The organism is Streptomyces sp. NPDC027185 (assembly GCF_055567035.1).
The window spans coordinates 1-23,126 of record NZ_JBVHRF010000009.1; the positions used below are offsets into that span (position 1 = coordinate 1).

General features: G+C 73.8%; 21 protein-coding genes and 1 rRNA gene. 15 read left to right on the forward strand and 7 right to left on the reverse strand.

Features of this window, described 5'->3' with window-relative positions; all coding sequences use genetic code 11:
- From rrf to ACZ4M8_RS26180, 5 genes are all read left to right on the forward strand, one after another.
- Positions 1-77 (forward strand): 5S ribosomal RNA (rrf, locus tag ACZ4M8_RS26160); the annotation flags it as partial.
- 420 nt (positions 78-497) lie between these two features.
- Positions 498-1,349, forward strand: coding sequence for a DUF1259 domain-containing protein (locus ACZ4M8_RS26165; RefSeq protein WP_467611334.1), 852 nt, complete (start codon positions 498-500; stop codon positions 1,347-1,349).
- 381 nt (positions 1,350-1,730) lie between these two features.
- Positions 1,731-2,936, forward strand: coding sequence for a cytochrome P450 (locus ACZ4M8_RS26170; RefSeq protein WP_467611336.1), 1,206 nt, complete (start codon positions 1,731-1,733; stop codon positions 2,934-2,936).
- A gap of 487 nt (positions 2,937-3,423) precedes the next feature.
- A complete protein-coding gene (locus ACZ4M8_RS26175) occupies positions 3,424-4,488 on the forward strand; it encodes a type III polyketide synthase (RefSeq protein ID WP_467611338.1) in 1,065 nt (354 codons plus the stop codon).
- A 163-nt stretch (positions 4,489-4,651) separates the two neighbouring features.
- Positions 4,652-5,479, forward strand: a complete 828-nt coding sequence (locus ACZ4M8_RS26180) for a hypothetical protein (RefSeq protein WP_467611340.1) — start codon at positions 4,652-4,654, stop codon at positions 5,477-5,479.
- Positions 5,480-5,875: 396 nt separating this feature from the next.
- Here the strand turns inward: ACZ4M8_RS26180 and ACZ4M8_RS26185 are convergent, their stop codons facing one another.
- A complete protein-coding gene (locus ACZ4M8_RS26185; protein ID WP_467611341.1) occupies positions 5,876-7,537 on the reverse strand; it encodes an ATP-binding cassette domain-containing protein in 1,662 nt (553 codons plus the stop codon).
- Between the two features lie 674 nt (positions 7,538-8,211).
- On the opposite strand from ACZ4M8_RS26185, the gene ACZ4M8_RS26190 reads away from it, so the two are divergent.
- The gene (locus ACZ4M8_RS26190; protein WP_467611343.1) at positions 8,212-8,724 is read left to right on the forward strand and encodes a DinB family protein; all 513 of its coding nucleotides are present in this window, start codon (positions 8,212-8,214) and stop codon (positions 8,722-8,724) included.
- Between the two features lie 87 nt (positions 8,725-8,811).
- Here the strand turns inward: ACZ4M8_RS26190 and ACZ4M8_RS26195 are convergent, their stop codons facing one another.
- Complete coding sequence (locus tag ACZ4M8_RS26195) at positions 8,812-9,030, reverse strand: ferredoxin (RefSeq protein WP_399084524.1); 219 nt, start codon at positions 9,028-9,030, stop codon at positions 8,812-8,814.
- Positions 9,031-9,034: 4 nt separating this feature from the next.
- On the reverse strand, positions 9,035-10,225 hold the full coding sequence (locus ACZ4M8_RS26200) for a cytochrome P450 (RefSeq protein WP_467611345.1): 1,191 nt from the start codon (positions 10,223-10,225) through the stop codon (positions 9,035-9,037).
- A gap of 111 nt (positions 10,226-10,336) precedes the next feature.
- On the opposite strand from ACZ4M8_RS26200, the gene ACZ4M8_RS26205 reads away from it, so the two are divergent.
- The 3 genes from ACZ4M8_RS26205 (at position 10,337) to ACZ4M8_RS26215 (ending at position 13,413) form a co-directional block, all read left to right on the forward strand.
- Complete coding sequence (locus tag ACZ4M8_RS26205; protein ID WP_467611347.1) at positions 10,337-10,960, forward strand: TetR/AcrR family transcriptional regulator; 624 nt, start codon at positions 10,337-10,339, stop codon at positions 10,958-10,960.
- Between the two features lie 83 nt (positions 10,961-11,043).
- Complete coding sequence (locus ACZ4M8_RS26210; RefSeq protein WP_467611349.1) at positions 11,044-12,453, forward strand: hypothetical protein; 1,410 nt, start codon at positions 11,044-11,046, stop codon at positions 12,451-12,453.
- 195 nt (positions 12,454-12,648) lie between these two features.
- Positions 12,649-13,413, forward strand: coding sequence for an alpha/beta hydrolase family protein (locus ACZ4M8_RS26215; RefSeq protein ID WP_467611351.1), 765 nt, complete (start codon positions 12,649-12,651; stop codon positions 13,411-13,413).
- Positions 13,414-13,543: 130 nt separating this feature from the next.
- Here the strand turns inward: ACZ4M8_RS26215 and ACZ4M8_RS26220 are convergent, their stop codons facing one another.
- On the reverse strand, positions 13,544-14,080 hold the full coding sequence (locus ACZ4M8_RS26220) for a hypothetical protein (protein WP_467611353.1): 537 nt from the start codon (positions 14,078-14,080) through the stop codon (positions 13,544-13,546).
- A 125-nt stretch (positions 14,081-14,205) separates the two neighbouring features.
- Here ACZ4M8_RS26220 and ACZ4M8_RS26225 point away from each other — a divergent pair, with 125 nt between their 5' ends.
- Positions 14,206-14,439, forward strand: coding sequence for a DUF6296 family protein (locus tag ACZ4M8_RS26225; protein ID WP_399084507.1), 234 nt, complete (start codon positions 14,206-14,208; stop codon positions 14,437-14,439).
- A gap of 71 nt (positions 14,440-14,510) precedes the next feature.
- Here ACZ4M8_RS26225 and ACZ4M8_RS26230 read toward each other — a convergent pair whose 3' ends face one another.
- The 3 genes from ACZ4M8_RS26230 to ACZ4M8_RS26240 form a co-directional block, all read right to left on the reverse strand.
- Positions 14,511-14,834 (reverse strand): putative quinol monooxygenase, encoded by a 324-nt coding sequence (locus ACZ4M8_RS26230; protein ID WP_450959472.1) that lies wholly within the window; start codon positions 14,832-14,834, stop codon positions 14,511-14,513.
- Positions 14,835-14,900: 66 nt separating this feature from the next.
- A complete protein-coding gene (locus ACZ4M8_RS26235; protein WP_467611355.1) occupies positions 14,901-15,662 on the reverse strand; it encodes a GNAT family N-acetyltransferase in 762 nt (253 codons plus the stop codon).
- Positions 15,663-16,004: 342 nt separating this feature from the next.
- On the reverse strand, positions 16,005-16,334 hold the full coding sequence (locus ACZ4M8_RS26240; protein WP_467611357.1) for a MarR family transcriptional regulator: 330 nt from the start codon (positions 16,332-16,334) through the stop codon (positions 16,005-16,007).
- Positions 16,335-16,670: 336 nt separating this feature from the next.
- On the opposite strand from ACZ4M8_RS26240, the gene ACZ4M8_RS26245 reads away from it, so the two are divergent.
- The 5 genes from ACZ4M8_RS26245 (at position 16,671) to ACZ4M8_RS26265 (ending at position 23,086) form a co-directional block, all read left to right on the forward strand.
- Positions 16,671-17,630 carry a 3-hydroxyacyl-CoA dehydrogenase NAD-binding domain-containing protein gene (locus ACZ4M8_RS26245; protein WP_467611359.1) on the forward strand — a complete coding sequence of 320 codons (960 nt, stop codon included), beginning with the start codon at positions 16,671-16,673 and terminating at the stop codon, positions 17,628-17,630.
- Positions 17,631-17,825: 195 nt separating this feature from the next.
- On the forward strand, positions 17,826-18,680 hold the full coding sequence (locus ACZ4M8_RS26250; RefSeq protein ID WP_467611361.1) for an alpha/beta fold hydrolase: 855 nt from the start codon (positions 17,826-17,828) through the stop codon (positions 18,678-18,680).
- A 425-nt stretch (positions 18,681-19,105) separates the two neighbouring features.
- The gene (locus tag ACZ4M8_RS26255; RefSeq protein ID WP_467611836.1) at positions 19,106-20,089 is read left to right on the forward strand and encodes an ABC transporter permease; all 984 of its coding nucleotides are present in this window, start codon (positions 19,106-19,108) and stop codon (positions 20,087-20,089) included.
- 1 nt (position 20,090) lies between these two features.
- Complete coding sequence (locus tag ACZ4M8_RS26260; protein ID WP_467611363.1) at positions 20,091-21,008, forward strand: ABC transporter permease; 918 nt, start codon at positions 20,091-20,093, stop codon at positions 21,006-21,008.
- The gene (locus ACZ4M8_RS26265) at positions 21,005-23,086 is read left to right on the forward strand and encodes a dipeptide ABC transporter ATP-binding protein (RefSeq protein ID WP_467611365.1); all 2,082 of its coding nucleotides are present in this window, start codon (positions 21,005-21,007) and stop codon (positions 23,084-23,086) included. Before ACZ4M8_RS26260 ends, ACZ4M8_RS26265 begins: the two co-directional genes overlap by 4 nt.
- Positions 23,087-23,126 lie beyond the last annotated feature (40 nt).

Sequence of the window (23,126 nt, forward strand, 5' to 3'; positions counted from 1 at the left end):
CGAACCCGGAAGCTAAGCCTTTCAGCGCCGATGGTACTGCAGAGGGGACTCTGTGGGAGAGTAGGACGCCGCCGAACAATTTTTGGGGAAAGCCCCGCATCTTATGGTGCGGGGCTTTCCGCATTTCCAGGACCAATCGCCTGGAAGCCGACACCCTTTGGGTGCCGGCGGACGGACGCCTGTCCGTGGGCCTTCGCCCTCCGCCTCCCCAGCCGCGCCCCGTACGCGAGGAGCCTCGCCCCTCGGACACTCGGGCAAGCAAATGCCCCATTTCCTACCCTCCATCATGGTTTCATCCCGTCATGAAAGGTGAGGGAACGATGAACGGAGGCCGCCCGCAGGCTGCCTCCTCGCGGGTGGTCCCGTCCCGGCGGCGGTTGCTGGCCGCGGTGGCGGCGGCGCCGGTGCTGGCCGGAGCGGCGGGCGGCGGGGTAGCCGCCGCGGGCGCGCGGTTCGCGGGAGCGGGAGGGGGCCGGGGGTTGCGGAGGATCGCGCCGATGCCGACCACCGAGGCGGACTGGGCCGGGGTGGCGCGGGCGCTGGGGCGAGGCGGGAACATGTTGCGGGGGACGATCTATCACACGGGGTTTCCGCGGGGGGATCTGAGCGTGGTCTCCGAGGGGGTGCTCGTGCGGCCGGGGCTGGCGCTCGGGGCGCATGTGTCGTTCGTCCGGTACGCCGACGGCGGTGCGATGGCGATGGGCGATGTGGTCGTCACCGAGGACGAGATGCAGCGGGTGATCGACGCGTGGCAGACCCACGGGATCGAGCTGACCGCGCTCCACAAGCATCTGCTCGCGCAGTACCCGGACGTCTGGTGGGCCCATGTGCACGCGCACGGGCGGGACGCGGAGGCGATCGCCCGGGGGCTGCGCGCCGGGTTCGACCGGACCGGCACCCCGCCGCCGGGGCCGCCGGAGCCGTCGCTGCCCCTCGATCTCGACACCGCGGGGATCGAGGCGGCGCTGGGCACCCGCGGGACCACCGAGGACGGGGTCTTCAAATGCCTCTTCGTGCGCCGGGAGGAGGTGACCGGCGGTCCGCTGCTGCTGCCCACCGGGCTCGGGTCGACCTGCGCCTTCATCTTCCAGCCGGTCGGTGGCGGCCGGGCCGCGCTGGCCGGGGATTTCGCGATGACGGCGGACGAGGTCCCCGACGTGCTGCGGGTGCTGCGGCGCGGTGGGATCCGCCTCGTCGAGCTGCACAACCATCATCTGGACGAGTCGCCCCGGCTGTTCTTCACCCACTTCTGGGCCGTGGCGGACGCCGTCGCGCTCGCCCGGGTCCTGCGCCGCGCGGTGGACGCCGCGAACGTCGAGGCTCCGGTGGGGGAGGTGCCGGCCGGGTGAGGGGGCGCTTCCGTCCCGGTCCGCGGCCCTGTGGGTGCGGGACGGAAGCGTGCCGCCGTTGTGCGGGCCGTCGCCCGGGTGGTGTCGGCGGATGGGCCAAAGGGGATCAATCGCCCGGATGCGGCGCGTGTGCCGGGAGGTGACCGGGTACCTAGGTCGTGTCGTCCACGCCGGGACCGGTCCACGGGGTCCGGTGCACGAGGTCCGGCGCGCCCGAGTGCCGCCCCCGTCGGCACGCCGTCCCCGACCGTGCCCCGTGGCCGCGGACCGACCCCGTGGAACCGCCCGGCGGACGGACGGCGCCACGCCGGCGGTCTTCCGAGGGGCCTGATTCCCCTCCGGCCCCGCCCCATCCGTCCGATCCCGTACCTGGAGCTTCGTATGGACCCCGTGCCCGCCACGCGGAACTGCCCCTTCGACTACGCCGAGGCCCTCGAATTCGACCCGCAGCTGCGCGCGCTGCAGAACGAGGGGCCCGTCTCCCGGATCCGGCTGCCCTACGGCGAGGGGGAGGCGTGGCTGGTCACCGGCTACGACGACGTACGTACCGTCACCACCGACCGGCGTTTCAGCCGCAGAGAGGTGGTGGGCCGGGACTTCCCGCGGATGACGCCCGAGCCCATCGTCCAGGCCGAGGCCATCAACGTCATGGACCCGCCGGGCAGCAGCCGGCTGCGCAGCCTCATCTCGAAGGGGTTCGCGCCGCGCCACATGGAGCGGATGCGGGTCCGCACCCAGCATGTGGTGGACGAACTGCTGGACCGGATGGAGGAGCACGGCGCGCCCGCCGACCTCTTCGAGCACCTCGCGGCGCCGCTGCCGCTGACCACCATCTGCGAGGTCCTCGACATCCCCGAGGGCGACCGCGCGCAGCTGCGCAAGCACGCCCGGACGATGATGAACGTCACCGTCGAGAACAAGGAAGCCGCCATCCGCTCCAAGGCCGATCTGCGGGCCTACTTCGCGGAGCTGACCGCGCGGCGGCGGGCGGACCCGGGCGACGACCTGATCAGCGTGCTGGCCACCGCCCGCGACGGGGACGAGCTGCTCAACGACGACGAGCTGACCGTGATGGCGATGGTCCTGCTCATCACCGGCCAGGACACCACCACCTACCAGCTCGGCAACATCTCGTACGCCCTGCTGACCCGGCCCGATGAGATGGCGATGCTGCGGGACAACCCGGAGAAGTTCCCGCAGGCGCTGGAGGAACTGCTGCGGTACATCCCGTTCCGCAAGGGCGTCGGTATTCCCCGCGTGGCCACCGAGGACGTGGAACTGGGCGGGGTGCTGATCCGTAAGGGCGACATCGTGCACGTCTCGTACCTGACGGCCAATCGGGACGGCCGGAAGTTCGACCGGCCGGACGAACTGGACCTGGAGCGCAGCGGGCCGTCCCACATGACCTTCGGGTGGGGCGGCCATCACTGCCTGGGCGCCCCGCTGGCCGCCACCGAACTGGAGGTGGCGCTCACCACGCTGATGAAGCGCTTCCCGGCGCTCAAGCTGGCGGTGCCTGCCGAGTCGATCGAGTGGAACAAGAATTCCATCTGGCGCTACCCGCTCGCCCTGCCCGTCACCTGGTGAGCACGGGATGACGGCGTCCTGCCGGACCGGCGGCTCCCGCCCGTCCGGTGGGACACCGCGACGCGGCGCGCCCGGCGGGGCCCGTGGCCCCGGGGCGGTGCGGGCGGTGCGCCCGGCGGCGGTCCGTCGGCGCGACCTCTTCCGAAGGTGCGCCGGGCGTCAGGGTGCGGCAACCGGGGGCGCCGGGCCCGTGGGGCGCGGGGCCGGGAGCCGACATGCGGGCGTCACCTGGCTGCCGTAACGTAATGCCGAGGGCCAACCACGGTGCGGCGCACCATCATCTGCCCATACGGCGAGAACCCGATCTTTCGGCGGTCGGCCCGTCAGCGCCCATTCCGGGGACGCGCGGCGCCGCGCAACGCCAACGGCCCGCCCCGCGCCATCGCGCGCACAAACTGCCGCAACGCCGCCGGCCATCGGCCGGCGACCCCGTCGCGTCCCCCAGAGGGCTCAGCCGTGTGGAGCACCGTCCGCTAGGAGGAGATCCATGGCGGTTCTCTGCAAACCGGCCATCGCAGTACCCGAGCACGTCATCACCAACGAGGAAACACTCGAACTCGCGGAGCGGCTGCACGGCGACCATCCGCAACTCGGCCTGGTCCTCCGGCTGATCGAGCACACCGGTGTACGCAAGCGCCATCTGATCCAGCCGATCGAGGAGACACTGCGCCACCCGGGGCTCGACGCCCGCAGCATCGTCTACGAGGAGCAGACCAAGGAACGGGTGCCCGCCGTGGTGCGGCGCGCGCTCGACCACGCCCAACTGGAGCCGCAGCAGATCGACTTGATCGTCTACGTCTCCTGCACCGGCTTCATGATGCCGCCGGCCACCTCCTGGCTGATCAACGCCATGGGGTTCCGGCCCGAGACGCGGCAGCTGCCGATCGCCCAACTCGGCTGCGCGGCGGGCGGCGCGGCCGTCAACCGGGCCCACGACTTCTGCACGGCGTACCCGGACGCCAACGTGCTGATCGTCGCCTGCGAGTTCTGCTCGCTGTGCTACCAGCCCACCGACCTCGGGGTCGGATCGCTGTTGTCCAACGGCCTGTTCGGCGACGGGATCGCCGCGGCCGTCCTGCGGGGCGACGGCGGGACCGGCATCCGGCTGGAGCGCAACAGCTCGTACCTCATACCGGACACCGAGGCGTGGATCTCCTACGCGGTCCGGTCCACCGGGTTCCACTTCCAGCTCGACAAGCGGGTGCCGGGCACGATGGAACCGCTCGCCCCGGCGCTCTCCTCCGCCGCGGAGGACCACGACTGGAACGCCGGGAAGATGGACTTCTACATCATCCACGCCGGCGGCCCGCGGATCCTGGACGACCTCAGCTACTTCCTCGACGTGCCGCCGGAGGCGTTCCGCTTCAGCCGGGCCACGCTCACCGAGTACGGCAACATCGCCAGCGCCGTGGTGCTCGACGCCATGGCCCGGCTGTTCGACGAGGCGTCCGCCCTCGACGGGGACCGCGGTCTGATGGCCGGTTTCGGGCCCGGCATCACGGCCGAGATCTCCCTCGGCACCTGGGTCGCGGACTCCGAATCGGGGGAGTGAGCCGGGCGTTCGCGGGCGCGCCCGTCCCGGCGGCCCGCGGACGGGACGCCTGTGGACCGCTCCGTCCGGCGTCCGGCGGCCCGCCCCGCACCGCTCCGTGCGCCCCCTCGGCGGGCCGTGTCGCGCCTGCCGTCCTCCGGTGGCGCGTGCTTCAGTGAGCGCCATGGCCGAGGCAGGGAGCACGGGGAGCCGGGACGGTGTGGATCCCGGCGGTGAACAGGCGGGCACGCTCGACCGTAAGGGCGGGCCGGGGCACACCGTCCTGATGGCGCTGGCCCTCGCCGTGCCGGTCGTCAAGGTCGCGTACACGGTCGGGGGCGGTGACGCGGTCCGTGAGGTGCTCGTCGGGATGGAGCCTGCCAACTGGCCGGACGTCCTGATCGGGATGGTGCTCACCGATCCGCTGCTCGCCTCGGTGCTCGGCGTCGTCGTCTCCCGGGTGGTGTTCGCGTTGTTCGCGGCGCGTGGCGCGGTACCGGCCGGCGGCGGGGTGGCGGGCGCCGCGCGGCGGGTGGCGCTGACCGTCGTCAACCCGGTGGCGGTCGGCACGATCATCGCCTGCCTCTTCGGCCTGCGGTGGGGGCTCGGCACGTGTGCGGTGGCGTATCTGCTGCGCGAGGGCGTGGTGGTGGAGTACCTGACCGGGCGGCGCCGTCTGCGGGGCGGGAAGGGCGGTGGTGCCCCGGGGTACCGGCCGGCTTCCTGGCTGCGCCGGGCGGCGGCCGTCGAGCAGTGGGTGGCGCTGGCCCTGACCGTGCTGGTCCTGCCGGCGTTGGCGCTCGTCTCCGCGCTGGACGGGCGGGCGTGGACGCCGATCGTGCGGTGCCAGGTCACGAGCGGCACCGTGACCGGGAGCGACCGGCTGATCGAACTGGGCCGCAAGGGCAACGGCATCGTCGGCTGGAACCTCGACTCCGAGCAGATCTCCAACGGCCAGGGCTGCACCCGGGTGGAGAGCCTGTACGTACGCAAGCCGTGGTGGCGGGGGTGAGGCGCGGGGCCCGGTCCGCCGGGGCTGAGCGAGGCACGGCGGCGCGGGCCGCTCACCCGGGTCCGGCTGCGGGACGGCAGCACGCCCTGGCTGGTGACCCACGCCGGTCAGCGGGCCCTGCCGGCCGACCCCCGGATCAGCTCCGCCACCACGCGGCCCGGCCATCCCGCCTCCGCGCCCGCCCCGGGGGGCGCGCGGACGAGTTTCATCCTGGGGCGACACCTGGTGAACCGGGCGTCCCCGGGGCGGTGCGGGGCCCCGATGGGAGAGGGGGCGCGCGCCCGCCGGGACGCGCCCTTCCGCCGGGGCGGGCCGCCCGTCCCGTACGCCCACGGGCGATGCCTGCCCCGCCCCGGGCCGGAGGGGCGGGGCACATACCGCCCCGCCCCTCCGGCGTCACACGCTCTCCGGCACCTCCAGCAGCGCCCGGACCTCCTCCGCGGTGGTCTCCTGAAGCGTCTCGCCGACGAAGAGCCAGCGGGTGATGCCGATGGACTCCAGGAACGGCAGATCGTGCCCGGCGATCACCAGCGCACCCCGGTAGGACGCCAGCGCCGCCGTGAGCTGCCGCACCCCGGACAGGTCCAGGTTGTTGGTCGGCTCGTCCAGCATCAGCAGCTGCGGGGCGGGCGCGGCGAGCATCGTCGCGGCGAGCGCGGCGCGGAACCGCTCACCGCCCGACAACGTGCCCACCAGTGCCTCCGCGCGCGCCCCCTTGAACAGGAACCGGGCCAGCTGTGCCCGCAGCGCGTTGTCGGTGACACCGGGCGCCGTACGGGCCGCGTTCCGCGCCACGCTCAGACCGTCGTCCAGGATGTCCAGCCGCTGCGGCAGGAAACGCAGCGGCACGAACGTCCGCGCCTCACCGGACACCGGCTCCACCTGCCCGGCCAGCGTGCGCAGCAGCGTCGTCTTCCCGGCGCCGTTCCGGCCGATCAGTGCGACGCGCTCCGGGCCACGCACCTCCAGATCGCCTTCCCGCAGCAGCCCGTGGCGCGGCCGCAGCGCCGTCAGCCGCAGGACGGTGCGGCCCGCGGGGACCGCCGTGTGCGGCAGCTCCACCCGGATCTCGGCGTCGTCCCGGATCGCGTCCGCGGCCTCCTCACGCCGCTCGCGGGCCTCCTGGAGGCGGTCCTCGTGGATGCCGCGGACCCGGTCGGCGGACTCCTGGGCGGAGCGTTTGCGCTCCCCGGCGACGATGCGCGGCGCCCGCCGCTGTGCGTCCAGCTTCGCGCTCTGCCGGCGCCGCCGGGCCGCCTTGACGCGGCTCTCCTCCAGCTCCCGCTGCTGCCTGCGGACGTCCGCCTCGGCGGTACGCAGCGTCCGCGCGGCCGCGTCCTGCTGAGCGGCGACGGCCTCCCGGTACGCGGACCAGCCGCCGCCGTACCAGGTCACGCCGGTGGCGCGGAGTTCGGCGGTCCGGTCCATCCGCTCCAGCAGCTCCCGGTCGTGACTGACCACGATCAGCGCGCCGGAGCGCCAGGACGCGACGGCCTCGTACAGCCGCCGCCGGGCGAACACGTCGAGGTTGTTGGTCGGCTCGTCCAGCAGCAGGACGTCGGGGCGGTCGAGGAGCAGCGCGGCCAGCCGCAGCAGGACGGTCTCGCCGCCGGACATCTCCCCGACGGTCCGGTCGAGGCCGAGGGAGCCGAGCCCGAGGGAGCCCAGCACCGCAAGGGCGCGCTCCTCGATGTCCCAGTCGTCGCCGAGCGCGGTGAAGTGCGCCTCGTCGGTGTCGCCGGACTCGATGGCGCGCAGCGCGGCACGCCGCTCGGCGATGCCGAGGGCGTCCTCGACGCGCAGGGCGGTGTCGAGGGTGAGGTTCTGCGGCAGATAGCCGAGGGTGCCGGTGACGCTCACCGTGCCCTCGGCGGGCCGCAGCTGACCGGCGATGAGCCGCAGCAGCGTGGATTTTCCGGTGCCGTTGTCACCGACGAGACCGGTGCGGCCCCGGCCGATGACGAGGGAGAGCCGGTCGAGGACGGTAGTGCCGTCGGGCCACCGGAACGTCACGCCGGAGCAGGTGACCGAGGCTTGCGGAGCGGGGGGTCGGGACATGGTTCTTCTCGCAGTCTGCACGCAGGAACGGGGGCGTCGTAGGCGAGCACCACGCGGCGACCGGCCGGGGAGGGAGAGGTGCGGTCCTGGCAACGGAGGACGGCTCATGCACCGAGGTCGCATCCGCGCGAGGTCACGGGCGGCAGAAATGCCGGCACGGCGTGACAGGCGTACGGCGGGGCCGTACCGCGCGATGGTCGCGGACCTCAGATGCGCAACGTCCACCTCTATCGGAGACAACAGGACCCGGGAACCGTACCTCAGGCCGGAGCGGGCCGCATCAGGAATTCTCCGGGGGGCACGGCGGTGGCGAGCTCGGGCGAGGCTGAGCGGAGGCGAACCGGGCCGGGCGGTGGTGTGGCGGGCCGGTCCGTGAGGCGGGGAGCGGGCGGGGGGGCCGGTCCGCCGGTCCGCCGGTCCGCCGAGCTCCGGGGCCGCGGGACCACGCAGTCCTCGGGCTCGGGGCCTGCTCGTTCCGGCCTCGCGCCTGCTCGCCGCCCGCGCCGCGGGGGCCCCGGGACCTTCCCGATCCGGTTCGCCCGGGGCCCGGCCCGCCACCGTCGGTCCGGGCTCGTGGCGCCGCCCGGCCCGCCGCCACGCCCCGCCGCCGCCCGCCCCGTCGGCCGCGCTCCAGGTCAGGGGCGGTTGTCAGACCCCCGTGCCACGATGCGGGCATGAGCATTCCCGAACGTGTCATGCCGCCGATGGACGCCGACGAGCGGACGTCCCTGACCAGCTGGCTCGATTTCTACCGGGCGACCCTCGCCGGCAAGTGCGAGGGGCTGGCGGAGGAGCAGTTGCGGACGGCTTCGGCGCCGCCCTCGCCGCTCACCCTCACCGGTCTCGTCCGGCATCTCGCGGAGGTCGAGCGGCACTGGTTCCGCCGCGTCCTCACCGAGGAGGACGTCCCCGATCTGTTCCCCGGGGACCCGGGCGCCGAGGGCATGAGCGGTGGCTTCGGCGGCGCCGGGGAGATGACGGGCGAGGAGACCCTGGCCCTGTGGCACACCGAGGTGGAGCACGCCCGCCGCGTCTGCGCCGACCGCTCCCTGGACGGCACCGGGGCGCTGGGGGAGTCCCGTGTCACGCTCCGCTGGATATACACCCACATGATCGCCGAGTACGCGCGCCACTGCGGTCACGCCGACCTCATCCGCGAGCGCATCGACGGCCGCACGGGCTTCTGACGGCTCTCCGGCCCGGCGCTGTGCCCGGAGCCGGCGGCCCGGGACGGCCGGGCGCCCCGGGGCCGTGGCTTCCGGGGCGCCCGGCGGTCAGTCCCGGGGCGCGATCTCGCGGCCGTCCTCCCGCACGGTGATCGCCATCGCCGGGCACAGGTCCGCGGCGTCCAGGGCCAGTTCGTCGTCCCCGTCGATCTCCTCGCGCACCGGACGGGAGCGCGGGCCGTCCAGGACGAACAGTCCGGGCGCGGTTCCGGCGCAGATGCCGGAGCCGATACAGCGCAGCGGATCCACCTCCACCTGGCGGCTCACGGGCTCACCACCCCACCGGCAGCACGCGCGGACCGCGTACCAGCATCTCGGTCTTCCACTGCACATCACCCGCGACGTGCAGCCGCGGGAAGCGGGTGATCAACGCGCCCAGCGCCTCCTGGAGTTCCAGCCGGGCCAGCGGCGCGCCCAGGCAGTGGTGGACACCGTGGCCGAAACCGAGGTGCTGGTTGCCGGTCCGGGTGAAGTCCAGCGTGCCGGGGGACGAGAAGCGGAGCGCGTCGCGGTTGGCGGCGCCCACCGCGACCAGCACCGGCGTCCCGGCCTTCACCAGCGTGCCGCCGACCTCGATGTCCTCGGTGGCATACCGCGGCTGGCCCGCCCCGCTGCCCAGCGGCACGAACCGCAGCAGCTCCTCCACCGCACCGGCCATCAGCTCCGGCCGCTCCCGCAGCCGGGCCAGCTCCTCGGGGTGATCGAGCAGGGTGAGGACGAAGTTGGGGATCTGCGTCGCGGTCGTCTCGTGCCCGGCGACGAGGATGCCCACGCACAGATCGACCAGCTCCAGCTCGGAGAGGCGGTCCCCGGCGTCCCGCGCGTCGATGAGCGCCGTCATCAGGTCGTCCTGCGGACTGCTGCGGTGCTCCTCGATCAACTTCCGCATGTAGGAGCGGAGTTCCTCGCGGTTGGCGTCGAACTCCTCCGCCGTCAGCGAGCTGGTCGACAGCGCCGCGTCGCTCCAGGCCCGGAATTTCGGCCGGTCCTCGACGGGCACGCCCAGCATCCGGCAGATGACCGCCACCGGGATCGGCAGGGCGTAGCGGTCCACGAGATCGGCGGGCGGACCGGCGTCCTCCAGTTCGTCCAGCAACTGGCCGGTCAACTCCTTGACCTGTGGCCGGAGTTTCTCCACCTGGCGGACGGTGAACGCCTTCGCCACCAGGGAGCGCAGCCGGGTGTGCTCGGGCGGGTCCATGCTGAGGATGCCGCTGTCGCGGCTGCCCTCGGACTGCCGCGGCTCATCGTGTTCGAGCCCGAGGGCGCGGCTGAAGCGCTGGTCACCGAGGACGAAGCGGGCTTCGGCGTACCGCGTCACCAACCAGGCGGGCTCCCCGTAGGCCATACGGACCCGCAGCAGTCCGGGGCTGTTGCGGGCTTCGTCGTACATCTCGGAAAGCGACAGGTTGTCGGCGGTGTTGAAGGGATAGGAGAGGGGTGCTGTGTCAGCTGTGGTCACGGTGACCTCCCTTGTGTAAGCACCTGCTTACAAACGTTAGGGCGCCGGTCCGCGGACGGTCAACGACCGGTTACGGCCGTTATCCTGACGGACCGTCCGGAGAGGAGCACCATGGCGAACCCCGCCGGCGTACCGGCCGGTTCACCCCGTAGGAGAGATGCTCGGGCCACCCGCCGCAGACTGCTGGAGGCCGCCGCGGATCTCTTCGCCGAGCGCGGTTACGACGCCGCCACCGTGCGGGACATCGCGGACCGGGCCGGTGCCAACCAGGCGCTGCTGTTCCGCTACTTCGGGTCGAAGAGCGCGCTGCTGACGGAGGTGATGGCGCACAGCGGGCAGGAGCAGCTGCGCTCCACACCCCCGGAGAAGCTGTTCGAGACGACGCTGCGCGGCATGCTCACCCACCACGGCAAGGAGCCCCACGACCGTTCCCTCGCGGTGTATCTGCGCTCCCTCGGCGCCGACGACGCCACGGAGACGGTGAAGGCGCTGGGGGAGGAGTACGTGGCGGTGCTCGCGACGCTCTCCGGGGCGAAGGACGCGGCGCTGCGCGCGGATCTCGCCATGGCGTGGCTGCTGGGCATCGGCATGATGCGGGTCGTCGTCGGCCGCGAACCCCTCGCCAGCGCCGACCCCGACGACGTCTGCGAGCTGGTCCTCGGCCTCCTCTGGCGGCTCCTGGACGGAGTGCCGCCCCCGGACGGGACCGCGCCGCCGGAGCCCGGGGCGACCTGACACCGGCGGGGCTCCGCGCGGACCGCGCGCTGTCACCGGTACCCCCTAACCTGGAAGCAGGTTCACGGAGTTCGGGGGCGGAGATGGGCGACGCGGATTCTTTCCGGGCCGAGGCGGGCGAGGGCGGGCGCGTCCATCAGGCGGGCCGGGACCTGCACATCATCACCTACGGCGGACCGGCACCCGCAGCGGCGGCGGGACCGGACGCCGCGGCCCCGCCCGGCCCCGAGGAGCTGCTGGCGCGCTTCGCGGACGCGCCGCTGCCCGCCCAGGTGCTCGACGCGGCGGCGCTGGCCGCCGTCCCGCCGCCGGAGCCCGGCCCCACGTCCGGGGCACTGGCGGCGGCGGTCGGCACGCTCGCCGCCGAGACCGTGCCCGCGCTCCCGCCCACGGCACCGGAAGGCGCGGCCCCCGTCCGGGTCCGCTGTCTGCGTCCGCCCGCCGCCCCTCCCGGCGGCCCCGCGCGGCCCGCGCTCGACGCGTGGGCCGCCGCACTGCTGGAGCGCGCCCTGCCCCGGCGCGCCGACGACGCCGTACTCCCGCTGTTCGCCCCGCACGTCCACGCCCTCCTGCGGCGCTCCGGCGGGACGCGGCCCGAGCCGGTCGCCGCGGGCCGCCGCCTCCGGGAGGGCTTCGAGCGGTGCGGCGCCTACGGGGCGGCGCTGCCGTTCGCCGAGCTGATCGTGGCCTGCCCGGAGGGCGACGGTCTCGCCGACGCCCTGGCGCTGGGCCGCCTGAGGGTGCGCTGCGGGGAGTACGCCGAGGCCGAGGCGGCGTTGCGGCCGGCGCTGGCCCGCGCGGACGAGGCGGTGACCGCCCGCGGGCTGACCCTGGCCGGACGGACCGGCCCGTCCCTGGGGGAGCTGCTGCGGGAGAACGCCGAGGGGCCCTTCACCGGCAAGCTCTCCTCCGTCGACGGCGAGGTGCTGGTGCGGGCCGCCGACGTCCTGACGGTGCTGGCCGGCGCGGTGTGCGGCCGCCGCCGGTACGCGGAGGGGGAGCGGCTGCTGCTTTCCGCCAACGGGCTGTACTGGCGGGTCCTGGGCGCCGCCCATCCGGCGCGGATCCTCACCCAGCTGCACCGCGCCCGCGTCCGGGGCCGTCAACGGCTGTGGGGCGAGGCGCTGTCCCTGCTCCACGACGCCCTGTTCTTCCGGGACGCGGCGGCCCTGGAGCGTGACCACCCCCGCGCGGCCGCGCTCATCCGCCTCACCCATGCCGAGGTGGCCGGTGAGGCGGTCCGCAGCCTGGCCGAGGACGGTCCGGGCCGCACCCGCGCCGTCGGCGTGTTCCCCGCCCCCGTCGTCCGCTTCCTCGACGCCACCGTCAGCCGGCCACCGCGACCCACCCCCGCCGACGCCCACCGCCTGGCGAAGGAGGCGGCCGAGGCGTGCGAGCGCGCGTACGGCCCCTGGCATCCACGGACGTGCGAGGCCAGGGCGCTGCCGGCCCACCGGGAGCCGGACGGCCGGCGGGGCGGTCCGGCTCCGTGATCACCCGGCGGGGAAAAGAGCTGGACGGCGTGCGGCCGGGCTTGTAGCTTGCGTCCGACCGTGACGCCGCCCGAGGAGGTGAGACCCATGACCGCTGTATCGACGTGGGTGCTCCCCCTTCCCGTCACGGCCGGCGATTGACGTAGAGGTCGCCGGGAGCGCCTCGATCACCAGGCACTCCCGAAAGGCCCCACCATGCGCTCTCCGCACTTCACCGCCGAATCGTCGGCGAACGGCATCCGCGAACGCGACTTCACCGTCGGCGGCGTCCCCGGCGTCCTCCGGTCGCCGTCCTCCGGCGCCGAGCGGGCACCCCTGGTCCTGATGGGCCACGGCGGCGGCGCCCACAAGAAGCACCCGGCGATGCTGGGCCGGTCCCGGCAGCTGGTGACCGGCCACGGCTTCCACGTCGCCGTCATCGACGCCCCCGGCCACGGCGACCGGCCGCGTACCGCACAGGACGAGCGGGACATCGCCGCCCTGCGCGCGGCACAGGCGGCGGGCGCGCCGGAAGGCCCGGTCGTCGTCCCCTACAACGCCCGCCTGGCGGAGCAGGCCGTGCCCGAATGGCAGGCGACCCTGGACGCCCTGCAGACGCTCCCGGAGATCGGCGACGGTCCGGTGGGCTACGCCGGTATCGCGCTGGGCACCGCGATCGGCGTGCCGCTGGTGGCGGCGGAGCCCAGGATCAAGGCCGCCGTCCTCGGCCTGATGTGGCCCGACGCCCTGATCGGGGCGGCGAGGCGGATCACCGTCCCCGTCGAGTTCAGCCTGCAGTGGGACGACGAGCGCATCCCGCGCGAGGCCGCCCTCACCCTCTTCGACGCCTTCGCCTCGAAGGAGAAGACCCTGCACGCCCACGCGGGCGGACATGGCGCCTTCCCCGGTCTCACCGAGGCCGACAGCGCGGCCCGTTTCCTCGCCCGGCACCTCGCCCCGGCGGCGGGCTCACGGGGCTGAGGGGTGAGTGCCACGGCGTCCGGGCCGTCCACCGGGCGCCGTGGCCGCGGAACGGTGGTTCCGACGAGCCGGTGTTCCGGGCTCCGCCGGGCCGTCGCGGACGGTCCGCACCGTCGGCCCGCCGACCGGATCACTCCCGCTGATGCGCCGTCCGGGCCGCGTCCACGAAGTGTTCCAGGGCCTGCCAGAAGGGGTGGTAGGCGGCGTCGAGGTGGGCGCGGCCGGTGGAGTCGCCGTCGAGTTCGGCGGTGATGCCGGTGAAGAAGGGGCCGGTGGCCTTCTGGAGGGAGAGGGCCGCGGCGGCGGCCGCGGGCGGGCCCTCCAGTTCGACGACGCGGGCGCAGCGGCGGATGCGGGCGTACTCCGCGATCTCGCGGTTGTGGAGTTCGCGGAGGGCGGTGAGGCGTTCGGGGGAGTCGGGGCGGCGCAGGAGTGCGGAGGTCTCCCAGTACAGCTCGCCCATGCGGTGGGCCTGCTCGATGAGGTCGAGGTAGGCGGTGCGGCGGCTCTCCCGCAGCCGTTCGGCGCGCTGGGTACGGGCGGCGGTCTCCGCCTGGATGGTGGCGGCGCGGGCGCTGCCGCGGCCGGTCACCCAGCTCGCGAGCACCGCGGTGCCGCCCGTCACCGCGGAGATGGCCAAGGTCCACAGTGTGCTGTTGTCCCCCATACGGCGTCACGATACCGAGGCGGGGCAGCGGTGCGGGGCCCGGTGGCCGTCCCGCCGGGCGCGGGGGCCCGGGGTGCGGGACGATGGAGGTCCCAGACGTGACGCGCATCGCCGAAGAGGCAGCAATGGAGTACCCGGAAGCCTTTGAGCTGGTGTTCCAGTCGTCCGCCGTCGCCGACGACGTGGTGGTCGTCCGGCGCACCGCGGCCGCCGGTGCGGGCGGATTCCCCATCTACGAGGACGAGACGGGGATCGTCCGCGCCGAGATCAGCGACCGCGGTGAGGTCCGGATGCTGGCCAGCGGCGGGCACCAGGAGATCGGCGTACCGCTCCTGGCCCGCGCGCTGAAACCCTTCTGAACCCGGACGCCGTACGGATTGTGGCCCGCACCGCGGGGTCCCCCGTACGGCGGCCGTGACAGGCGCGGGGGTCAGTCGATGACCAGCTCGCCCATGGCGCTCCAGCCGGTGGCGCCCTCGATGGTGGTGCTGACGATCTCGGGGGTGTGCCGCAGCAGCGGCCGCATGGTCTCCAGCCCGGCGCGGAAGTGGTCGGAGGTGACGTGGGCCTCGGCGGCGTCGTCCTGGAACGCTTCGACGAGGGTGTAGGACAGCGGGTCCTCGACACTGCGGGACCACTCGAACCAGAGGTTGCCGGGCTCGGCCCGCGTCGCCTCGGTGAACGCCGCGACGTGCTGCGGCCACTCCTCGGCGTATTCGGGCTTCACCGGAAACTTCACAACAATAAAGATCATCCGGTGATTCTAGGGCATCTCCGGCAGGTGGGGCGGGGTGGGCCCCGCCGCCCCTACGGCGTGCGGTCAGGCGGCCGCGGGAGCGATCCGCGCGGTGACGCAGGGGTCGCCGGTGCGGTAGCCGAGGCGGTCGTAGAGCCGTTCGGCGGGGGCGTTGCCGCCGAGCTGCCACAGGGTGCAGACGCCGTCGTGGCGGACGGCGTGCCGGGTCAGCCAGGAGGTGAGGGCGGCGCCGAGCCCTTCGCCGCGCCGGGCCGCGTCGGTGGCGACGGAGACCATCAGCGGCGCGCCGCTGTCCCGCAGCCGGCTCAGCGCCCCGCACGCCACCAGCTGCCCGGCGTCGTCGCGGATACCGGCCCAGAGGGTGACGTCGGGGGAGCCGGGGCCCGTGGAGTGGGCGGGGCTGTGCTCGGCGAGGAAGGTGCGCAGCTCGTCGTGGTGGGTGGCGTCCAGCGCCTGGACCCGCTGCTCCGCGGGGTGGGCGGGCGGTTCCTGTTCCGTCCAGCGGAAGACCCAGTCGACGGCGTCGGTCACCGGGAGGTGCCGCCCGACGAGGACGTCGCAGCCACGCGGCACGGTGAACTCCCGCACCCGGTCCGGGAGTCCGTGCGCGGCGCGCAGGACGAGACCGGCGGCGGCGTCCGGGTCCCCGACGCTCAGCACCTGGCCGCGATCGAGCCAGGCGGCGGCGCCGGTGCCGCTCCAGCTGATCCGGTCGGCGGGACGGTGCCGCGCGACTCCGTAGCGCAGCAGAGCGGTACCGGTCCGCGACTCCAGGCCCTGACCGAGCGGGTCGGTGGTGCGGGGAGCGGGTGTCGTTGCCTGCATAGCGTTCTCTCGGGGGCGTGGGGAGGCCGACGGGCCGGGCGCGCGCGGGCGCGACCGGTGGCGGGCCGTTTTTTCGGAAGTGGGGGTCCGGCGGCGGCAGCGCGGACGCGCGCCCGGCCGGCCGGAGGACCACTGTCGCACACCGCCCCGACCCCGGCGCAACTCCGCGCCGCCGTCCGTCCGCCTCGCCTTCGCAGGGCGGGACGCGCCCGGACCACCGAAGCACAGGCGGATGCCCGTGTGGGCCGTCGGAAGGGGGCCGGGCCGGTCGGTCCGTTCTCGTCCCGGAGCCGTCAGACGCCGTCGCAGCGGCCGAGAAGGCGGTGCGGGGCCGGCGGCCCTCTAGGGGGCCGGGTCGCGGGTACGGGCGGCGCTCTCGCGGTGCGGCCGGGGGGCCGCGAGGGCGAGGAGTCGCCGCACGCGGTCGCTGATCCGCAGCGGCCGGGCCCGGGAGCCGGCCGGGTCGCGGTCGCGTACCACCGGACCTGCGCGGTGCGGACCGGCGACCTGGCGGCTGAGGGCCGACGTGTTGAGGCCGTACAGACCGGTGAGGCCGTCCGTGCGGACGCCCTCGTGTGCGGCCCTCTCGGTCAGGAGGGCGTAGCCGGCGAGGGGCAGCTCGGGGTGGAGCCGTTCGGCGTCGGCCCGGAAGCGTCGCGCGAGGATCTTCAACTGGCCTGCTGATCCCGGGAGTTCGACGCCTTCCTCCGTCGTCGTCCAGCGCGCCCGCCCCGCCTTTCCCGCCTCGGGGCGGCCGGTCGCCGGACCGGCCTCCGCGTGCTCACCCGTCCGCCCGGACGCGCGGCCGCGATGCGGGTGCGCCGGGGCCCCTCGGGAGGCGCCCCGGCGGCGTACAGTGATCGCGGAAGTCGCGTTGCGCGAGGCAACACGGCAGGTCGTGGGGTGTTCAGGGGTGTGTGCGGTGCCGTCCGGTGGCCGGCGCTGTGTCCCGGTGCGGGTGGCCCGTCCGGTACGCACCGGCGCCCCGCACGGAGAAAGGTGCAGCACATGGCCGGGACCGGTAGCGGCGCTCTCGCCGGGATCCGTGAGGTCACCGTGGTCGGGGGCGGTGTCATCGGCGCGTCGTGGGCGGCGCTCTTCCTCGCCCGCGGTCTCGCCGTGACCGTCAGCGATCCGCAGCCCGGCGTCGAGGAGACCGTCCGCGGATACCTGGCGGGGGCCGCGCCCGCGCTGGCCGAGCTGGGGCTCGACACCTCCCGTCTCACCGACCGGCTCACCTTCGAACCGGACCTGGCAGCGGCCGTCCGCACCGCCGATCTGGTGCAGGAGAACGGTCCGGAGCGGCTCGACGTCAAGCAGGAGATGTGGCGGACCGTCGAGGAGAACGCCCCGGCCGGTGCCCTGTTCGCCACCTCGACCTCGGGTATTCCCGCCACCGAGATCGCGACGGTCCTCAAGGATCCGGGGCGGCTGGTCGTCGGGCATCCGTTCAACCCGCCGCATCTGGTGCCGCTGGTGGAGGTCGTGCCCGGCGAGAAGACCTCGAAGGAGACGGTCGAGCGGGCCCGCGCCTTCTACGCCGCGCTCGGCAAGCGGCCGCAGGTGCTGCGCAAGGAGGTGCCCGGGTTCGTCGCCAACCGGCTGCAGTCCGCGATCTTCCGTGAGTGCGTCCACCTCGTCACCCAAGGCGTCGTCACCATGGAGGAACTCGACTCCGTCGTCACCTCCTCCCTCGGCCCGCGCTGGGCCGTCGCCGGCCCCTTCCGCTCCTTCCACCTCGGCGGCGGCGAAGGCGGACTCCCGCACTTCGTCCGCCATCTGGGCCCCGCCATGGAGCAGGGCTGGGCCGCCATGGCCGAGGAGCGGGTGACCTTCGACGAGCGGACCGTACGGCTGCTGACCGAGCAGACCGCGGAGTTCGGCGGCACCGTCGGCGAACTCGCCGCCGAACGCGACCGCAAACAGATCGCCGTCCTGCGCGCCCTCGGCGAGGACTTCGACGGCTGACGCGCGGGCGCGGCGCGCCGGGGAGCCGCGCCCGGCGGTCCGGCCGGGCCGTTCGCCCCGGGGCGGGCCGTTCGCGGTGGACCCCGGCACCGGGCCGGTGCCGGTGCCCGGCCCCCGCGCCCCGGCCGATCGGAGTGACCGATCCGTCCCGCCCTCGCCCTTGTCGCGAAGATCGTTTCCGTTGGACGCTGGGGCATGCGCACTCTTCCGACCTTCGTCCTCGTCCACGGGGCTTTCGCCAACTCCTTCTCCTTCGCGCCGCTCCAGGCCGAACTCGCCCTCCTGGGGCACCGGTCCGCCGCGGTCGATCTGCCGGGACACGGCTTCGAGGCGACGTTCCCCGCCGCGTACCAGGCGCCGCAGGATCTCGACGCACTCGCCGCCGCGCCGGGCGCCATCAAAGAGGTCACCCTCGCCGACGCCGTGGACCGCGTCATCGGCGTACTGGAGCGGGCCAAGCGGCACGGCCCGACCGTGCTCGTCGGCCACAGCCGGGGCGGCATCACCCTCACCGCCGTCGCCAACGCCCGGCCCGACCTGATCGACCGTCTCGTCTACGTCTCCGCCTGGTGTCCGGTCGACCTCGACGTCGCGGGCTATTACGCCGGGCCGGAGATGGCGGAGACCGACCCGCGGGCCCTGGCGACGGCGCTCGTCGGCGATCCCGCCGAACTCGGCCTGCTCCGCAACAATTTCCGTACCGCCGACCCGGAGGCGCTCGCCGCATTGCGCGACATCATGGCCGCCGACCTCACCGACGACGAATTCCGCACCTTTCTGAACACTTTCCAGCCCGATGACAATCTCGACGCCGGAACCCTCGACGATCGTGCCGGGCAGGCGACTTGGGGCCGTATTCCCAAGACGTACGTACGGCTGGCCGAGGACATCGCCATTCCGCTCGCCATGCAGGACCGGATGATCCGCGAAGGCGACGCGCTCACCCCAGGAAACCCCTTCGACGTCCACACCCTGCCGGGCAGCCATCTGCACTGGCTCGTCCACCCGGAGCCCGCCGCCGCGCTGCTCGCACAGCTCGTCGCGGAGTGACATCGCCCCTGGTGACCGGCGGTAGGGAAGGCGTGTACCGTCGGTCACCGCGCGGGGGTGGGGCCCTGCTCCGGCCGGGCCGGACACCCTTCGGTGAGGTGCGGTCAATTCCCTTGATGTGAGCGGGAGTTGTCCTGCGGTCGGCTCGCGGGGAAATGCGTACTCCCGGAAGGTGCGGTACTCCGCCGGAAAGGCGGAAATCCGGGACGGGCGCGGTATCCGGAAATCCGGGAAACCGCGTATTACTACAGCGGTATGTCAGCCTCGTGGCGGTAATACGTAAAGCCTGGTGCCGCCGCCGGGGAGCGGGCAAGACTGGCGTTCGCACATCTGTGCTCATGTCCCGTTCTCCCGGAAAGCTCCACGGCAATGCAGAAATCCCGCAGATCCGGCGCCCCCGCGGCCCGCCCCAGGAGGTGGGGCACATGCTGCGCCATGTGACGCGCAAGGCGGCGGGCTGGCTCCTGATGATCGCGGTCGCCACCAACGCCACCTATTTCCTGGCGAGTTGGTTCCTCGATCCGCGCGCCAACTTCCGGGACCTGCGGCCGGTCCGTACCGAGGCGCAGATCGACCGGGCCCTCGCGCCCTACAACCTGGACCCGGGCGAGCCGCTGGTGCACCGGTGGTGGGAGTGGCTGACCTCCGTCGTCCTCCACTTCGACTGGGGGAAGTCCCCCACGGGCGTCGCCGTCAACGGCGAGATCGGCTACCGCGCCCTGGTCAGCGCCGAACTCGTCGTCCTCGCCACCGTCCTGTCCGTCGTGCTCGGCGTCGCGCTGGGCGTCTACACCGCGTCCCGCCAGTACGGCTGGGCCGACCGCCTCTCCCAGGCGCTCTCCGTCCTGGTGCTGAACATCCCGACCTCCGTCGCCGCGCTCGCCGTGGTCTTCGTCGCCATCTGGCTCAACCAGCACGCCGGACTGCACTTCCTCTACGTCGCCGGGGAGAACTCCCCGAACGTCGAAGGGCTGCTCCCCACCCTCGGCGACCGGCTCCTCCATCTGATCCTGCCGACCCTGACGCTCACCCTGATGGGATACGTCGGCTACCACCTGACGCAGCGGTCGCTGCTGCTCGACACGCTCCACGCCGACTACGTCCGCACCGCCCGCGCCACCGGGCTCACCCGCGCCCAGGCGATCCGCCGGCACGCGCTGCGCACCGCGCTCATCCCGACGGCGACATCCGTGGCGTTCAGCATCCCGGCGCTCTTCACCGGCGCCGTCATCACCGAGACGATCTTCGGCTGGAACGGTATGGGCCGCTACTTCCTCCAGACCATCGCCAAGAACGATGTGCACGGCACCGTCGCCACCGCCGCCTTCGCCGCCGCGCTGACCGCCGTCGGCGCGATCCTCGCGGACATCGCCACCGTCTTCCTCGACCCGAGAGTGCGGGTGAGCTGAGATGGCCACAAGCGCCACCGACCTGACCGCCCGCACCGCCGCCGCCCCGCCCCGCTCCCACCGCCTCGGCCGTCTCTACCTGCGACGGTTCCTGCGCAACCGGCTCGCCGTCACCGGCGTGGCGATCTTCGTCCTGCTGGTGCTGTTCAGCGCCCTCGGCGGCCTGCTCACCCCGTACACCTACGCCGACACCGACTTCGCGGCGCTCACCCAACCGCCGGGCGCCGCGCACTGGTTCGGCACCAATCAGGGCGGCAACGACGTCTACGCCTCCGCCGTGCACGGCCTGAAGCGGTCCCTGGTGATCGCGGTCAGCGTCTCCGTGCTGACCGTCACCGTCGCCGCGGTCATCGGCTCCGGCGCCGCGTACTTCGGCGGCCGGATCGAGCGGATGACGCTCGCCGTCATCCACTTCCTGCTGGTCGTGCCCTCGTTCCTGATCCTGGCGCTGGTCTCCCACCGCCTCGCCGGTGACTGGCGGGTCCTCATCGTCGTGCTGACGGTCTTCGGCTGGATGTCCACCGCCCGCGTCATCTGGTCGGTCTCCACCTCACTGCGCGAGCGGGATTACGTACGGGCGGCGGAGTTCATGGGCGTCAGCCCGGCGCGCATCATCCGGCGCCACCTCATCCCCAACCTCGGCTCGCTGCTGATCGTCAACCTCACGCTCGGCGTCGTCGCGACCGTCCTGAGCGAGACCGCCCTCTCCTTCCTCGGGTTCGGCGTCCAGACGCCGGACGTCTCCCTCGGCACGATGCTCGCCGACGGCGCGACCACCGTCACCAGCGCCCCCTGGCTCTTCGCCTTCCCCGCGGGCCTGGTCGTCCTGCTCACCGTCTCGATGACCTTCATCGGCGACGGACTGCGCGACGCCCTCGACCCCACATCCGTGACCGGCGCGGCTGGAGGCCGACAGTGACCCGTACGACGACCCTGCCCCACCCGGCGCCGCGCTCCGCCGCCACCACCCCCGTGCTCTCCGTACGGGACCTGCGGATCTCCTTCCCCGCCGAATCCGGCCCCGTCGAGGCGGTCCGCGGTATCAGCTTCGATCTGCTGCCCGGCCGCACCCTCGGCATCGTCGGCGAGTCAGGATCCGGCAAATCGGCCACCGCGATGGGCGTCATGGGCCTGCTGCCGCCCACCGCCCACCTCTCCGGCCAGGTCCTGCTGCACGGCCGTGACCTGGCCTCACTCGACGACAAGGCGCTCTCCTCGGTCCGCGGCAACGACCTCGGCATGGTCTTCCAGGACCCGCTGTCCGCGCTCACCCCGATCTTCTCCGTGGGCCGCCAGCTCTCCGACGCCCTCCGCGTCCACCAGGACCTGACGAAACGCGCCGCCTGGGAGCGGGCCGTCGAACTCCTCGACCTCGTCGGCATCCCCGACCCGCGCGAGCGCGCCCGCTCCTTCCCGCACGAGTTCTCCGGCGGTATGCGCCAGCGCGTCGTCATCGCCCTCGCCATCGCCAACCAGCCGTCCGTCCTCATCGCCGACGAACCCACCACCGCCCTCGACGTCACCGTCCAGGCGCAGATCCTCGACGTGCTGCGGGTCGCCCAGCGGGAGACCGGCGCCGGACTCGTCCTCATCACCCACGACCTCGGCGTCGTCGCCGGACACGCCGACGACATCGCCGTGATGTACGCCGGCCGCATCGTGGAGCGCGCGGGCGCCCGGGAGCTGTTCGACCGGCCGGTCATGCCGTACACCGCCGGGCTGCTCGCCGCCGTGCCCACCGTCGACAGCGGGGTGCGCCGCCCGCTGGTCCCCATCGGCGGGGAGCCGCCCGTCCTCGTCGGCCCGCCGCCCGGCTGCGCCTTCGCGAGCCGTTGCCGCGTCGCCGTCGACGCCTGCCGCACCACCGACCCGGAGCTGCGCGACGTCCCCGGGCACGGGCAGGCCGCCTGCCTGCGCGCCGCCGAGGTCGCCGCCGGCACGCTCGACCCGGCGGGGGCCGCCCCGGACGGCGCGCCGGAGCCCGGCGGCGGCGAGACGGCCGCCGGTGAGGTGGTCCTCCGCGTCGAGGACCTGGTCAAGACGTTCCCCGTCACCCGGGGCGCCGTCCTCAAACGCCGTGTCGGCACGCTGCACGCCGTCAACCGCGTCAGCTTCGAACTGCGCGCGGGGGAGACCCTGGGCCTGGTCGGCGAGTCCGGCAGCGGCAAGACGACGACCCTGCTGGAGATCCTGCGGCTGAAGCGGCCCGAGGGCGGCCGTATCGAGATCGCCGGCACCGACATCGCGACCGCCGGGGCGCGCGCCCGGGAGCTGCGGCGGGACGTCCAGATCGTCCTCCAGGACCCGATGGGCTCCCTCGACCCGCGCCTGCCGGTCCACCATCTGCTCGCCGAACCGCTCCAGGCCATGGGCGCCGACCGCGCCACGATCGACGCCCGCGTCCCCGAACTGCTCCGCCTGGTCGGCCTGGACGAGACGCTGGGTGACCGCTTCCCGGCCGCGCTCTCCGGCGGTCAGCGCCAGCGCGTCGGCATCGCCCGCGCACTGGCCACCGAACCGAAACTCCTCGTCCTCGACGAACCGCTCTCCGCCCTCGACGTGTCCGTCCAGGCCGGAGTGATCAACCTGCTGGCGCGGCTGCGCCGGGAACTCTCCCTCGCCACCCTCGTCGTCGCCCACGACCTGGCCGTCGTCCGCTACCTCTCCGACCGCATCGCCGTGATGTACCTCGGCCACCTCGTCGAGACCGGCCCCACCGAGGCGCTCTTCGCCGACCCCCGGCACCCGTACACCCGGGCGCTGCTCTCCGCGATCCCGGTGCCCGACCCGGAGCGCGAACGCACCCGCGAGCGTCTGGTCCTGGAGGGCGAGCAGCCCAGCGCCACCCGGCTCCCCGCGGGCTGCGTCTTCGTCGACCGCTGCCCGCTGTACCGCGACGCCGGTGAGGACCTGCGCCGCCGCTGCCGCACCGAACGCCCGGCCCCGGCGGAGGTGGCGGGCGCCCCCGGCCACCGCTACGCCTGCCACGCCGCCTGACCCGAACCCCCCTCCCGCTCCCCGGAACCCGAAGGAACCC